Source organism: Ollibium composti, assembly GCF_004801285.1.
GTDB classification, from domain to species: Bacteria; Pseudomonadota; Alphaproteobacteria; order Rhizobiales; family Rhizobiaceae; genus Mesorhizobium; species Mesorhizobium composti.
Window position 1 is genome coordinate 43,679 of record NZ_SSNY01000017.1, and the last position, 15,124, is coordinate 58,802.

Consider the following 15,124-nt stretch of genomic DNA (forward strand, 5'->3'; position numbering starts at 1 on the left):
GAAGGCATCGACGCCTTCCTTTCACCAATATTTGCCCTAAAAAACGCCGCGAACGGCGCATTTGGGACGTTTCCGGAAGCTTTGGGCGAACGGGACCACACAAGGTAGAGCGCCATGGGCCAGCCGCGAGCCATGCCCGGAAAATCTTAGGGATCTTAAGGAATGGAAAACATCGCACTCGCCGAACCGACGGCGTCGCTGTCGATCTGGGCGCTGTTCATGCAAGCCGGCTGGGTGGTCAAGCTGGTCATGCTGGGATTGCTCGGTGCCTCGATCTGGACCTGGGCTATCATCGTCGACAAGCTGATCGCCTATGCCCGCATGCGCATCTCGCTCAACCGCTTCGAGCAGGTGTTCTGGTCGGGTCAGTCGCTGGAGGAGCTCTACCGCACGCTGGCCGACCGCAAGACGACCGGCATGGGCGCCATCTTCGTCGCGGCCATGCGCGAATGGAAGAAAAGCTTCGAGAAGGGCGCCAAGTCGCCGCTCGGCCTGCAGACGCGCATCGACAAGGCGATGGACCTGGCGCTGACGCGCGAGATGGAAAAGCTGGAGGGACGCCTCGGCTTCCTCGCCACCATCGGCTCGGCCGCGCCCTTCATCGGCCTGTTCGGCACGGTGGTCGGCATCATGACCTCGTTCCAGGCCATCGCGGCATCGAAGAACACCAGCCTTTCGGTGGTGGCGCCGGGCATCGCGGAAGCCCTGCTGGCGACGGCCATCGGCCTGCTCGCCGCCATCCCCGCCGTCATCGCCTACAACAAGCTGTCGTCCGACGCCAGCAAGCTGGCGGTGCGCATGGAGGGCTTCTCCGACGAGTTCTCCGCCATACTCTCGCGCCAAATCGATGAGAAAGTCGTGGCCAGGGCAGCCTGAGGAACGATCATGGGAATGTCAGTCAGCGCGGGCGGCTCGGGACGTGGCGGGCGCGGCCACAGGCGGCGCGGCCGCCATCACAGCCTGATGTCGGAAATCAACGTGACGCCGATGGTGGACGTCATGCTGGTGCTGCTCATCATCTTCATGGTGGCGGCACCGCTGCTGACCGTCGGCGTGCCGATCGACCTGCCCGACACGCAGGCCAAGGCGATGAACTCGGATACCCAGCCGATCACAGTTTCGATCAATCCGGAAGGCAAGGTCTATGTGCAGGAGACCGAGATTCCGATCGAGGAGGTGGTGCCGAAGCTGCAGGCCATCGCCAAGACGGGCTACGAGGAGCGCATCTATGTGCGCGGCGACAAGATTGCCGACTACGGCACGGTGATGAAGGTGATGGCGCGCATCTCGGCTGCCGGCTTCAAGAACATCGGCCTGGTGACGCTACAGGAACAGGATCAGTAAGACGGAAATGCGCGCGGGTCTCACCACATCGGTGATCTTGCATGCGGTGGCGCTGGGTTTCGGCCTGCTGTCGCTGAAGGCGCCGTCGGCCTTCGACGTCGCCGACGTGGAGTCGCTGCCCGTCGACATCGTGCCCGTCAGCGCGCTGACCCAGATCCAGGAAGGCGACAAGAAGGCGACGATGCGCGACAAGCCGGCACCGACGCCGACCAAGCGCCCCGACATCGTGGCCGACGCGCAGAAGACCGGCGACAACAGCGTCGACACCGACAAGCCGCCGACGCCGGAAGCCAAGGCCAAGCCGGTGCAGAGCAGCTCGGCGCCGCCGCCGGCGCCCACCCCGGTGGAAAAGCCGAGGGAAGAAGACGTGCCGAAGCCGAAGGAGGCGCCGAAGCCGCCGCCGGCCACCGAAGTCGCGCCGCAGCCACAGCCGAACGAACAGGTCAAGCCCGACCCGGCCAAGCAGGCCGAAGCCAAGCCTGAGCCGGTCAAGCAGCCCGAGCCGACGCCCCAGAAGCCCGATGCGGTGGCCGAGGCGATCGCCGCCGAGCAGCCGCAGCAGGACGTCCAGCTGCCGGACCAGGCGCCGGCGCCTGACGCCAGGCCCAAACCCGCGCCGGCCGAGACGGCCAAGGCGCCGGAGCGCAAGGATTCCGACAAGCCGGTGAAGGAAGCCTCCTCAAAGCAGGCGTCGCAGGACAAGTCGCTCGACGACAAGATCTCGGCGCTGCTCAACAAGGAGAAGGCCTCCGGCGGCGGCGCCAAGCGCTCGAGCCAGCAGGCCTCGCTCGGCGGAGAAAAGAACACCGGCGGCGACAAGCTGTCGCAAAACGAGATGGACGCGCTGCGTCAGAAGCTCGGCGGCTGCTGGAGCATCCCGGCCGGGGTCGACGACGCCGAGACGCTGAAAGTGTCGGTGAAATTCCACCTCGACCCGTCCGGCCAGTTGCAGGACCGCCCGCAGGTCGTCAAGGGCGGGGCCGCATCCGGTCCCGGCCGTACCGCCGCCGAATCGGCCGTTCGCGCCGTGCAGAAGTGCGCGCCGTTCAACCTGCCGTCCGACAAATACGACACATGGTCCGAGATCGTGGTCAATTTCGACCCGAGCGACATGTTCTGACCAATCAGCCAGCCCGCCCGTCCGCCCGCCAGAAAACGAGGCCCAAGCCATGAAGAAATTCCTCACCACGCTCATGATGATCGGTGCGCTCGCCTCGGGCATGAGTGCGCTCGTCACGCTGCCGGCGCATGCCCTGGTCGAGATCGACGTCAACAAGGGCACGATCGAGCCGCTGCCGATCGCCATCACCGATTTCGAGGGAGCCGGCCTCGGCGCCGAGATCTCCGGCATCGTTTCCGCCGACCTCAAGCGTTCGGGCCTGTTCGCGCCCATCGACAATGCGGCCTTCATCGAGAAGATCTCCAATCCCGACGCAGCGCCCCGCTTCGACGACTGGAAGGTCATCAACGCGCAGGCGCTGGTGACCGGCCGTGTCAGCCAGGAGGCGGACGGCCGCATCCGCGCAGAATACCGGCTGTGGGACACCTTCGCCGGCCAGCAGCTTGCTGGTGAGCAGTTCTTCGCCAACAGCGCCAACAAGCGCCGCATCGGCCACATCATCGCCGACGCCATCTACGAGCGGCTGACCGGCGAGAAGGGCTATTTCGACACCCGCGTCGTCTTCATCGACGAGTCGGGCGCCAAGAACGCGCGCAAGAAGCGGCTGGCCATCATGGACCAGGACGGTGCCAACGTGCGCTATCTTTCCAACGGCGGGGCCATCGTGCTGACGCCGCGCTTCTCGCCGAGCCGCCAGGAAATCACCTACATGTCCTACGAGGGCGGCCAGCCGCAGGTCTACCTGCTGCAACTGGAAACCGGCCAGCGCGAACTGGTCGGCAAGTTCCCCGGCATGACGTTCGCGCCGCGCTTCTCGCCGGACGGCCAGAAGGTCATCATGAGCCTGATGCGCGACGACGGCAATTCCAACATCTTCGCCATGGACCTGAGGAGCCGCAACACCACGCGGCTGACCGACTCCACGGCCATCGACACCTCGCCCTCCTATTCGCCGGACGGCTCGCAGATCGTCTTCACCTCCGACCGCGGCGGCGGCAGCGGGCGCTCGCAGATTTACGTCATGGGTGCCGATGGCTCCAATCCGCACCGAATCTCCTTCGGCGACGGCGTCTATTCAACGCCGGTGTGGTCGCCGCGCGGCGACCTGATCGCCTTCACCAAGCAGTCGGGCGGCCAGTTCCAGATCGGTGTCATGAAGACGGACGGCTCGGGCGAGCGGATCCTGTCTACCGGCTTCCAGCAGGAAGGCCCGACCTGGGCGCCGAACGGGCGCGTCTTGATGTTCTTCCGCGACCAGGCCGGCGGACCGAAGCTGGTCACCATCGACCTGACCGGCCGCAACGAACAGTCGATTCCGACGGCCAACTACGCCTCCGACCCGGCATGGTCGCCGCTGCTCGAATAGCGTGTGGGAATACGGAGAAAACGGGGCCGAAATGCCCCGTTTTTCTTGGGGTGGTCGCGTTTTGGCCGCATTTAAGCCTAGGGTCCGCGCCAAATGTGACGTTCGGTGCTCCCATGGCAGAAACATCGGGGCAAAGCATCGGGCAGCGACCGCGGACGGCGGCCGATACCGAATTTTAACCGTGTTTCTTGAGCACCGGTTAACCCAAACGTGGTTACTGGCTTGTCAACGAAACAACTCGAATTGCGAAGGAGAGGCGGCATGCGCCGTATCGCAAAACTTGCAGCAAACCCCGTCATGATCGCCCTGGTCGCCTCGCTGGCGCTCGCCGGCTGCGCCTCCAAGAAGACGCCGAACAGCGCCGCCGACCTCGGTCTCGGCGCGGGTGCTGCGACCCCCGGCTCGGCGCAGGACTTCACCGTCAATGTCGGTGATCGCATCTTCTTCGATACCGATTCCTCGTCGATCCGCGCCGACGCGCAGCAGACGCTGGCCCGCCAGGCCCAATGGCTGAACAAGTACAGCCAGTACCGCATCGTCGTCGAAGGTCATGCCGACGAGCGCGGCACGCGCGAATACAACCTGGCGCTCGGCGCCCGCCGCGCCGCCGCCACCCGCGATTACCTGATCTCGCAAGGCGTCGCCGGCAACCGGCTCAAGACCATCTCCTACGGCAAGGAACGCCCTGTGGCCGTGTGCGACGACATCTCGTGCTGGTCGCAGAACCGCCGCGCGGTCACGACGCTGTCGGGCGCCGGAAGCTGATCCGGGCCGCGAGCCCGCTATCGGTAAAAATGCCACATCGGACGGACAAAGGCGGCGGCAACGCCGCCTTTTGCCGTTGGGCGACGGCCCGAAACAAAATTTGGCCGAAGTCTCGCGCCCTGCTAGAAGCGAAAACGTCCGGGCCGGCGCGTCGCGGCTGCCGTCTGACGCAGGCGTTCCGCTTCCGGACAAACCGACGAATCGTTGATTTCAGGGCGAGACATATGCACTTCAGATCCATCCTAAGCGGCACGCTTGCGGTGCTGTTGGCTTCCGCCGTCGCGGCGCCGGCGAGCGGCGTTTCCGGCGCCGAGCGGACCGACAGCGGTTTTTCGTTCCATATGCCTTCCTTCGGGCTGCCCGGCGTGTTCGGCAGCGGCGGGCAGGACAAGGTCCAGATGGCGCAGTCCAACGCCGCCGGCGTGACCGGGCTGGAAGACCAGATCCGCCAGCTGAACGGCAAGGTCGAGGAACTGAACTTCCAGATCCTGCAGATGCAGGAGCAGATCCGCAAGCAGCAGGAAGACAACGAGTTCCGCTTCCAGCAGCTTGAAGGCGGCGGCGGCCAGGCGCCGCAGAAGAAGTCCGACGCCTCCGGCGGCGGCAATACGGCCGTTGCCGCAGCACCGGCAACCCAGCCTGGAGCCGATACGTCGGCTTCAGGCGACGGTCCGTCGGACCCGGTCGGCGACATCATCGTCGATTCCGGCAACGGCGAACCCGGCAAGCTCATTACCGGCGCGCCGGCCAAGACCTTCGGCACGATCACCGTCGACAAGGACGGCAATGTCGTCGACGCCGGCGGCACGCAGTCGACGGCGGCGGGAGCATCGCCGCCGGCCGGCGGCGATGCCGGGTCCGGGTCGGGAACGCAGGTCGCCTCGTTGCCGGCCACCGACAATCCCGACGAACTCTATCGCAATTCCTACCAGTTCATCCTGTCCGGCGACTACAAGACCGCCGAGCAGGGGTTCCGCGACTATGTCTCGCGCTTCCCCAAGGATTCCAAGGCGTCGGACGCCCATTACTGGCTGGGCGAAGCGTTGCTCGGCCAGCAGAAATACCGCGACGCCGCCGAGACCTTCCTGGCGGCGAGTAAGGCCTATCCCAAGGCGAAGAAGGCTCCCGACATGCTCCTGAAGCTCGGCGTGTCGCTGGTCGGCCTCAACCAGCGCGACGTCGCCTGTGCGACCTTCAACGAAGTCGGCAAGCGCTATCCCAACATTTCCGCCGCCATGAAAGAGCGCGTCAAGCAGGAACGGACCCACGCGGCGTGCTGAACCCGGCTGCGTCCGGCCCAGGCGTATCTCCCGAAAACGGGAACCGGTTTCGGGGCAAGGACGTGCTCAAGATTGAAACCCCGGAGACGGACCGGCTCTTTTCGTCCATCGACCTTTCCGGCGGCGCGATCGTCGCTGTGTCCGGCGGCAGCGATTCCACGGCGCTGCTTCTCCTTCTCAAACATCATATCGAGCGAAATTCCCCGACCGTGCGGCTGCTTGCCGTCACCGTCGACCATGCGCTTCGCGCCGGCTCGGCCGCAGAAGCAGAGGCTGTCGCCCGGCTCTGCGCCAAGCGCGGCATTCCGCACAAAACCGTCCGCTGGGACGGACCCAAGCCCGCCACCGGGTTGCCAGCGGCGGCGCGCGATGCGCGCTACCGGCTGCTCGGCCGCGCGGCGCGCGAGGCCGGTATCGGACTGGTGCTGACGGGCCATACGGCCGACGACCAGGCCGAGACGGTGCTGATGCGCCAGGCGCGCGCGGCCAGCGCGGAAGCGGGGCCGGATGCGGATGGGCGCGGTCTTGCCGGCATGGCGCCGGCGACACTCTATGACGGTGAAATCTGGATCGTGCGGCCGCTGCTCGGCACGCGCCGCGCCGCTTTGCGCGGCTGGCTGACGGGACAAGGCGCCGGCTGGATCGACGATCCGACGAACGACAACCGGACGTTCGAGCGCCCGCGCATCCGGGCGCGGCTTGGGGACGGCGAGGCGGCGCAGTTCGGGCCAGCCATCGCCACGGCCGACCGCGCCGCCGGCGCACGCATCGACCTCGGCATGCGCGCGGCAGCGCTGATGCGCGCGCATGCCGGCCGGCCCGCTCCGGGGCTGCTGCGGCTGGCGCCGGCTTTTGTGACTGCGGCCGACAGGCCGGCGGCGGTCTATGCGCTGCGGATCCTTGTCGCGGTCGCCGGCGGATCGTCCTTCCTGCCCGACCTTGCTCGCGCGGAGGCGCTGTTTTTCCGGATTTGCGGGTGGCGCGGGCCCGATCCGCTGCGCGCCACGTTGTCGCATGCGGTCGTCGACCGGCGCTCCGCCGGCCTGTTCCTGCACCGCGAGGGACGCGACCTGCCGCCCGCCGGACCCGTCCGCGACGGCACGGTCTGGGACGGCCGCTACCGGATCACGCTCGGCGACGGCGGCGGGGAATTCTTGATCGCGGCCAAAGGTGAGTCCGCCGTGGCCGGCGCTTTGCCGGTTACAGCCTGCGCGCCGGCGAGCCTCGTGCATGCCGCGCTCGCCGCCGAACCGGTGTTTTCGATGGAAAAACAAGGGTTCATGGGCGGATTCCTTCCGGCTTCGGCCCAGCCGGTCGCGGCACCGTTCGCGCACTTCCTGTCCGGCTTCGATCTCGCACCGGCGCGGGCGGTGGCCGAACTCATCGGCGCCGCCGCCATCGCCGCGCCGCCGTTGGGCTCTATCGGCCTAAAACCATGATCGAAGGCTTAACCCAACCCGATGGTCGTGCTTGGCAAGGGGGGGGCGGCTGCCTATGTTAGGTCCAACTTCTCTCTTACGGCGTGCCGCTGGCGCGCCTCAACGGGACGCTAAATGAATCCGAACTACCGTAACCTCGCGCTCTGGGCCATCATCGCCGTCCTGCTGATCGCACTGTTCAACCTGTTCCAGACGCCGCAGACGCGTGGTGCATCGACGGATGTTCCGTATTCCCAGTTCCTTCAGGATGTCGGCGCGGGCCGGGTCAAGACGGTGACCATCGCCGGCGATCGCATCAGCGGCACCTACACCGACACCTCCGGCGGCTTCCAGACCTATTCGCCCGGCGACCCGTCGCTGGTGTCCAGGCTCGAAGACAAGAACGTCACCATCAACGCCCGCCCCGAGACGGACGGCTCCAACACGCTGTTCGGCTACCTGATCTCGTGGCTGCCGATGATCCTCATCCTCGGCGTGTGGATCTTCTTCATGCGCCAGATGCAGTCCGGTTCCGGCCGGGCCATGGGCTTCGGCAAGTCGAAGGCCAAGTTGCTCACCGAAGCGCACGGGCGCGTGACGTTCCAGGACGTCGCCGGCGTCGACGAGGCCAAGGAGGACCTGGAGGAGATCGTCGAGTTCCTGCGCGATCCGCAGAAGTTCCAGCGCCTCGGCGGCAAGATCCCGCGCGGCGTGCTGCTGGTCGGCCCGCCCGGTACCGGCAAGACCTTGCTCGCCCGCTCGGTCGCCGGCGAGGCGAACGTGCCGTTCTTCACCATTTCCGGCTCGGACTTCGTGGAAATGTTCGTCGGCGTCGGCGCATCCCGCGTGCGCGACATGTTCGACCAGGCCAAGAAGAACGCGCCCTGCATCATCTTCATCGACGAGATCGACGCGGTCGGCCGCCATCGCGGCGCCGGCCTCGGCGGCGGCAACGACGAGCGCGAGCAGACGCTGAACCAGTTGCTGGTCGAGATGGACGGCTTCGAATCCAACGAGTCGATCATCCTGATCGCCGCGACCAACCGGCCCGACGTGCTCGACCCGGCGCTGCTGCGTCCCGGCCGCTTCGACCGCCAGGTGGTGGTGCCGAACCCCGACATCATCGGCCGCGAGAAGATCCTCAAGGTGCATGTGCGCAACGTGCCGCTGGCGCCGAACGTCGATTTGAAGACCATCGCGCGCGGCACGCCGGGCTTCTCCGGCGCCGACCTGATGAACCTCGTCAACGAGGCCGCGCTGATGGCGGCGCGGCGCAACAAGCGCCTCGTCACCATGGCCGAGTTCGAAGACGCCAAGGACAAGATCATGATGGGCGCCGAGCGGCGTTCGTCGGCGATGACGCAGGCGGAGAAGGAACTGACCGCCTATCACGAGTCCGGCCACGCCATCCTGGCGCTCAACGTGCCGACGGCCGACCCGCTGCACAAGGCGACCATCATCCCGCGCGGCCGCGCCCTCGGCATGGTCATGCAGCTGCCGGAAGGCGACCGCTACTCGATGAGCTACAAGTACATGATCTCGCGCCTCGCCATCATGATGGGCGGGCGCGTGGCCGAAGAGTTCAAGTTCGGCAAGGAGAACATCACGTCCGGCGCTTCCTCCGACATCGAGCAGGCGACCAAGCTGGCGCGCGCCATGGTGACGCGCTGGGGCTTCTCCGACAAGCTCGGCCATGTCGCCTATGGCGACAACCAGGAAGAAGTCTTCCTCGGTCACTCGGTGGCGCGCCAGCAGAACATCTCGGAAGAGACCGCGCAGATCATCGACGCCGAGGTGCGCCGCCTCATCGACGACGCCTATTCGACGGCCAAGACCATCCTGACCAAGAAGAAGAAGGACTGGATCGCGCTCGCCGAAGGGCTGCTCGAATACGAGACGCTGTCGGGCGAGGAGATCAAGCAGCTGCTCGCCGGCAACAAGCCCTCGCGCGACCTCGGCGACGACACGCCGACCAGCCGCGGCTCGGCCGTGCCGAAGGCCGGCGGCACCGCGCGCGGCAAGAAGAAAGGTCCCGAGCCGGAAGGCGGCATGGAGCCGCAGCCCTCGAACTGATCGCCCGCAGGCCGGTCAAGGAAACGCCACGGCAGGTCCGTGGCGTTTTGCTTTGCGGCGGGCTCGAAATGCGCTTGTGGTCAAGGGACTGGAAAAGCCGGTCGCGGCCAGTTGCTTTTTGAATCCGGCCAGCCTATATGGCCGGTCTTGGCTGCGCCCTTCGTCTAGCGGTCAGGACGGCGCCCTCTCACGGCGCAAACAGGGGTTCGATTCCCCTAGGGCGTACCAACCTCGAACAAAAGAGAGAACTGCCGGCGGATTGTTGCCTACTCCGCTCGATGCAGCACGCGCCAGAGCGGCTTTCGAGCCCCTGATACGGATTTCCTTACCTTTTACGGTAACCTGCCGGACGACAAGGCGAGCATAGGCCTGTTTCAGTTCGGGTGAGCCGTTGTACAGTTTGTCCCGCAGCAGGTTCGACAACCTGTCAATCTTCTCCGGAGTTATCGATGTCTGGTCGCTGCTGGCGCGCTTGGTCAGATCAGCAATCTCGACCGTCAATTCGTCACGCTGGAGTTTCAGACCAACCAAGCGCTCCCGCAGGTTCGGGTCGTCCGGGTCCATCAGACCTTTCTCCACCAACGCGAGCAGGCGCGTGATCGCAGCTTCGGCTTCCTTGTGGGCATGGCGTAGTTGCGTCAGCCGGTCCTTGATCTGCCCTGCCTGCTCACTGCTCGACTTCGTGTAGGTTTTGAGCAGTCCGCCCAGCCGGTCGGGCGCCAGGACGCGCGCTGCGATTTCATTGACCACGATTTCATCGAGCCGGTCCATACGAATGCGCATGCCTGGGCAAGCAATCGCGCCCTCGCGCATTTTGCGTGAGCAGCAATAATACCGATAGACCCCGCCCTTGCCTGTGTTGAGGACGAGGCCAGCCCCGCAATAGCCGCAGCGGGCAATACCGGCGAGCAGCGTCGGGCCGTTGACGATCCTGGGCGCTACGCGCTTAGGGTTGCGACTTTGAAGCAAAGCCTGCACCGTGTTGAAGGTCTGCTCATCGATGATCGCCGGCACCTCAAACTCGATCCATTCGGATGGCGGACGTGGCTTGCCGTTACGGGTGTCGGTGCGATTGAAATGATGTTTGCCGTAGTAGGTCGTCGAGGTGAGTAGGCCATACACGCCGCCAGTCGAGAAGCGACGACCGCGTCGGGTAATGCCTCGCTCGTTGAGATAGGTGGCAATCGCCTTGACGCCCAGCGGCCGGCTGTCCGCTCCGATAGCCAGCTTGAACAGGAGCCTGATCGTTCTGGCTTCCTCCTCATTGACGACCAGGACTTTCTTCTCGCGCGGCCCGCGCCGTTCCTTGATCTCCGTGGCGTAGCCGAAGGGCGGGCGCGAACCGTTCCAGAAGCCTTGCCGGGCGTTTTCCAGCATCGACCGGTGGACGTGTTTCGCCGTCTCCCTGGATTGGTGTTCGTCGAAAACGTTGAGGACCTTGCGAATAAATTCGCCGCTCGCATCCTGGCCGAGGTCCTGGGTGATCGAGACGAGTTCGACGCCCACCTTGCGCAACTGCCGGACATAGAACTCCGAATGCAGTGCGTCGCGAGAAAAGCGGCTGAGCGAATGCACGACCAGATGATCGAAGGGATGGTCAGGCTTCCTGGCCCTGTCGATCATCTTCTGAAAAACCGGCCGGTCTTCGTCCAATGCCGAAGCGCCCGGTTCGGTAAACACCTCAATCACCTCCCAGCCGCGCTGCTCACAATAGCGGCGGCACTGCGCGACCTGATCGGGCAACGACAGATCGGCATCGGCCTGCCGGGCGGTGGAAACGCGCACGTAGATGGCGGCGTTGACAGTCATGGCAGATCAGCCTGCTTCGTTGTCGCCATGGATGATGGCGCTGATTTCGGCGGAGAGGAAGGCGCGAAGCAGAGTGATCTCCTCGTGAGTGATGGGCAGGTTCTCGGACATGTCGGCAAGAACATCATAGCCGTCTGGCGTGTGGCGGCAATGATATGGGGCGGCGTGAAGGCGCGGCTCGGCGTGGGAGATTTCCTCCTGCGCCTGCGGCCTTCCGGCATCCTGTCCAAAACCATGCTCCATCTCCGATGGTCTACGGCCGGAAGGCGATGACAACCAGAGGGATGCCGCCCCACTGGTATGCCTGCGCATCCACGACGGTGTTGGATGCGCGTCGTATCGGCTCCATCGCGACGGCGATATGTTCGTAAAGACAGAAGGTTAGAGGGCTCTGGTCGGCCTGGGGCCTTGCGGAGATCGTGCAGCCCATTGCACTTGGAGACATTGGCCATCGGCAGCCACGTCAGTTGCCTGCCGGGCAGGATGGGAAGTCGATTGTTAAAATTTGCAATTAATTGCACCGTGGATTTCAATCTTCCATTAACCCTTCGAGGACCGCGTCCAACCGCATGACGGCGCTGAAACTGGTGGCTTGGTTGTAGGATTTCTGGCTGCTGGAAAGTGAGGCATGGCCCAGAACGGATTTCGTGATACCGACATGCCCAGGATCGAGCAGCGCGATGTCGGTCGCCGCAATGTCGCGAAACAGATGAGGTGACACTGGCTTACCAAGATGTTGCTTCGTGGTTTTGGTCACGATGCCGGTGACGCTGTGAGGCCGAAGAGGTTCGCCTTTCTGCCCGATCCAAAGCCAGCCCTCGTCGTTCACCGAAGACCTGGTTTGCAGCAGGGGGCGTATGTCATTGACATAGACATCAAATGGCCGGGTCAACCAGCCCGGATAATGGAAATCGATGTCTCGGCCTTTCTTCGTTTCGTCCTTCAAAAAACGAACCCGGACACCGATCTGATCGCGCAGAAAACTGTGGTTGATGCGCAGAGCGGCGAAGTTCCGTCGTCTAGGTTCGGGACGCGCTATAAGTGCTGCGATCATCAACCCGTTGCGAAATATCTGTGCCCCGCTAATTTTACGCATTTGGAGATCTTTCCAGCCTGCTCGCATCAGATGCCGACCCAGTTCCTCCAGTTCAGCAACTGATGACATGCGCGGCAGTTTCGGGCGCGAGGGCACCGCCGTATTTGTCATCCTGTGCGCGAGCTTGGTCAGCCAAGGCTGGCCATCGGGCGGGTTGGTCGCACGTACAACGTAGGCGATGCCACGGACCGCAGCGGCAACAGTGAGTTCGGACCGACCGGGTGCATAGGCGTTGAGGAAAGTTTTGATCCAATCCTGATCGACTCTGTCGACCGGGGCAGCGTCCTGATCGAGATTATGCCGTTGGGCGAGCCACGAAAGGTAAAGGCCGTAGCCTCGTTCAAGGGAACGGAGGGTCGTAGGCTGCCAGTCGGCAGCAAAGCCTGCTTCGTCGAAGATGCCGGCTTTTTTCTGTGCAGCCATCCAAAGGTCTCGGTCGTATGCCGGCCAATCCTCGAGCCGGAGGCTGGAAAACTTCTGCTTGGTCGTCACAGGATGTCCTCCGGGCTGAGGCCGAAGAACGCCTTTGCCTCGAAGCTGGGCGGTGGAGACTTGACGAACTTCAGCGGCACGGGATCAAGCCGGGCGGCGATGACATGGTCATAACGACCCAGTGCGCTTTTGGTGTCGGCGCCTGTGTAAGCATTGATCGTAGTCGCGATGTTCTTGTGGCCGAGCAACTGGCGCACAGTCTCGTAGTCGCCGGGGTTGGCCGCGAGATAGGCGAACGCCGCCCAGTGGCGTACCAGATGCGCGTTCATCACGAAGCCGATCTCTCGCCTGATCAAGCGGCGGAACTGACCGCTCAGAGTATGCGGGTCCTTTCCAGTTCCATGCTGGCTGATGAAGAACTTCGAGGACGGCTTCTTGGTCAGGATGGGACGGAAGACGTCAACATAACGCTGCAATAGCGCGCTCACCTTTTCATTGAAGACGCCATCAATCGCCACCTCATTCTTCACCTCGCCAGAAGCGAAATGGACGATCCAGCGTCCGTCGGCACCACCCGCCGGACGTTTGATATGAATATCAAGATCGAGCGCGGCAGCGTTCTTGATGCGCAACGGCAGATGAAGGAGGATTGCGATCAACGCAGCCATCTGCATCTGCTGCGCCTGACGAACTGTTGGAAGAGTTATGTTGGCAAGATCGTTGGCCATCCGGAAGGGCAGATTGACGAGCGCTCGCATCGCGTGCTCCTCGTTGAACTGCGCCAAGCGTTCCTTGTTGCGCTCGGTCATACCATTCTGCCGGTGGCGCACCTTGTCGGCGAGGCGTTTCAGTTCGCGGTAGTGCTCATCCGATACGTCAACAAAATGTGCCACGCTGATGATGGCTGTCATCATCGCGCTCAAGGCCGGCTTCGTCTTGTCGTCGAGGTCTTTCCCGCCGAGACGAAGCTGAAGGCCACGCTTGACCAATTCCGGCTCGACACAATCCGCGAGGGATACGAAGTGGCCCGCGGTCATGCCATTCTCGACATGCCGAGATAGATGCCACCGAAGATTGTTCAGATAACCCTTCAGAGTGATCGGTTTGATAATGCGACGTTCGTCCCCGGCAAAGGGATTGGCCGACGTCACCGCAGTCTTGTACATCTCGATCTCGCTCAACAGGCTTTCCGGAAACGCCACCCACGGCAGCCCCCGCCAACCCGCCGGTTCAACGTTGGCGACCGCCGGGAGGCCGGAGTCAGGATTAGCCGCCAACGTCCGGTTCCAGGCGCGGCGAGCCACATGCCACCGCTCGCGGGGATTGCGCTGGATCGTTTCGGTTTCAAGATGGATGCGGTAGCAGTCGAACGTTTCGATATTGACTTTCTCCGGATCGATCCCATGCACTGAGCACCATCCCGCGAACCGGCGCAGTCCGTCACGATCCCGGCGGCCCAAAGGTTCAAGTCGCGTCTCCCATTCGGGCAGCAGCTTGAAGTTCCGGCGGCGGCGATGGACCTTGATTTCCGCCATCATCATCGCGCGCGTCAGCCGGCTGATCATGTTGGCCCAGCCCCGCTTGGACAAGCCCGCCATCTGCCAGTTCGCTCTGCCTATCCACTGACGAATGACGGCAGGGTCGGCGATGATCTCGCTGGGGTGCTTGCCGCAAATGCGGGCAAAGCGGCGGATTGCGGAGCAAAGTTCGCTACGTTGGGCAGACGACAGCGACGGCTCGACGCTGATGCGCTCCATCAAGCTGTTCAAGGTCAGCGTTTCATGTGCTGGCGCAGGCATGGTGAAAGCTCCTTTCAGGCATTGATTGACTGGTGATGACAGGTGCCGAACGGGGGCCTTTCTGGTGAAACCCCTGCCTCCGATTTTTATTGAAAATCGGGGATGGGAGTTTCACCAGGACAACCGGCGAGGCCATTCCGGCCTGTCAGACGCTGACAGGGCTCGTCAGCGGGATCGCAGTTCAAACAGAAGTACGTTGTCCTCGGCGATGCGCAGCGAGCGGCCGAACTTATGCGCCACAAGCACGCCGCTATGGACAAAACGGTGTACCTGGCGCTCCGACACCTGCCAGCGCTTAGCGAGTTGCTTGATGGTGAAGAACTGCTCGCCACGAAAGCGAGACGGCTGCAAGGAACTCTTGGCTCTTTCGGGAGGATCGCTCGCGTCGAGCGGGTTCGGTTTTACGGATTTGTTCAACCTGGTCACGGCATGGCTCCTTTGGCTCGATATTCCAAAGGTCGGCCTCGCTCATTCGCAGAGAACCCAGGGCGGATTGTAAGCGAGGCTCTGACCGCACCTTCTTTGCGCAGGCCTGAAGGGGCACGGTGACGATCCGATTTGGAGGATCGTTTTGTGTCTGGACTTGACCATAGACTTGAGCCGGAGGGCGAGCTCCGGCGCT

11 protein-coding genes, 1 tRNA gene and 1 pseudogene are annotated in these 15,124 nt (G+C 63.7%); 9 read left to right on the forward strand and 4 right to left on the reverse strand.

Translation table 11 applies throughout. From position 1 onward, the window contains the following. Positions 1-162 precede the first annotated feature (162 nt). The 9 genes from tolQ to E6C48_RS21315 all read left to right on the forward strand — a co-directional run bounded on the left by tolQ (position 163) and on the right by E6C48_RS21315 (position 9,594). A complete protein-coding gene (gene tolQ, locus E6C48_RS21275; protein ID WP_136360203.1) occupies positions 163-876 on the forward strand; it encodes a protein TolQ in 714 nt (237 codons plus the stop codon). 9 nt (positions 877-885) lie between these two features. Then, entirely contained in the window at positions 886-1,344 is a 459-nt protein-coding gene (tolR, locus tag E6C48_RS21280; RefSeq protein ID WP_168734615.1) for a protein TolR, read from the forward strand. Positions 1,345-1,351: 7 nt separating this feature from the next. Further along, the gene (locus E6C48_RS21285) at positions 1,352-2,464 is read left to right on the forward strand and encodes a hypothetical protein (protein ID WP_136360205.1); all 1,113 of its coding nucleotides are present in this window, start codon (positions 1,352-1,354) and stop codon (positions 2,462-2,464) included. Between the two features lie 49 nt (positions 2,465-2,513). Further along, on the forward strand, positions 2,514-3,830 hold the full coding sequence (tolB, locus tag E6C48_RS21290; RefSeq protein WP_136360206.1) for a Tol-Pal system beta propeller repeat protein TolB: 1,317 nt from the start codon (positions 2,514-2,516) through the stop codon (positions 3,828-3,830). A 261-nt stretch (positions 3,831-4,091) separates the two neighbouring features. Next, a complete protein-coding gene (gene pal, locus E6C48_RS21295) occupies positions 4,092-4,595 on the forward strand; it encodes a peptidoglycan-associated lipoprotein Pal (protein WP_136360207.1) in 504 nt (167 codons plus the stop codon). Positions 4,596-4,819: 224 nt separating this feature from the next. Continuing rightward, positions 4,820-5,875 (forward strand): tol-pal system protein YbgF, encoded by a 1,056-nt coding sequence (gene ybgF, locus E6C48_RS21300; RefSeq protein ID WP_136360208.1) that lies wholly within the window; start codon positions 4,820-4,822, stop codon positions 5,873-5,875. Positions 5,876-5,937: 62 nt separating this feature from the next. After that, entirely contained in the window at positions 5,938-7,314 is a 1,377-nt protein-coding gene (tilS, locus tag E6C48_RS21305; protein ID WP_136360209.1) for a tRNA lysidine(34) synthetase TilS, read from the forward strand. A 114-nt stretch (positions 7,315-7,428) separates the two neighbouring features. Then, positions 7,429-9,366 (forward strand): ATP-dependent zinc metalloprotease FtsH, encoded by a 1,938-nt coding sequence (ftsH, locus tag E6C48_RS21310; RefSeq protein ID WP_136360210.1) that lies wholly within the window; start codon positions 7,429-7,431, stop codon positions 9,364-9,366. A gap of 153 nt (positions 9,367-9,519) precedes the next feature. After that, a tRNA-Glu gene (locus tag E6C48_RS21315) sits at positions 9,520-9,594 on the forward strand. Positions 9,595-10,113: 519 nt separating this feature from the next. On the opposite strand, the pseudogene E6C48_RS23210 reads toward E6C48_RS21315, so the two are convergent. From E6C48_RS23210 to E6C48_RS21340, 4 genes and pseudogenes are all read right to left on the reverse strand, one after another. Continuing rightward, positions 10,114-11,175: pseudogene (locus E6C48_RS23210) on the reverse strand (recombinase family protein); the annotation flags it as partial. Positions 11,176-11,704: 529 nt separating this feature from the next. After that, a complete protein-coding gene (locus tag E6C48_RS21330) occupies positions 11,705-12,763 on the reverse strand; it encodes a site-specific integrase (protein ID WP_136360211.1) in 1,059 nt (352 codons plus the stop codon). After that, complete coding sequence (locus tag E6C48_RS21335) at positions 12,760-14,502, reverse strand: site-specific integrase (protein ID WP_136360212.1); 1,743 nt, start codon at positions 14,500-14,502, stop codon at positions 12,760-12,762. The genes E6C48_RS21330 and E6C48_RS21335 overlap by 4 nt, the downstream gene beginning before the upstream one ends. A 165-nt stretch (positions 14,503-14,667) precedes the next feature. Next, positions 14,668-14,928, reverse strand: coding sequence for a helix-turn-helix domain-containing protein (locus E6C48_RS21340; protein WP_168734616.1), 261 nt, complete (start codon positions 14,926-14,928; stop codon positions 14,668-14,670). Between the last annotated feature and the right edge of the window lie 196 nt (positions 14,929-15,124).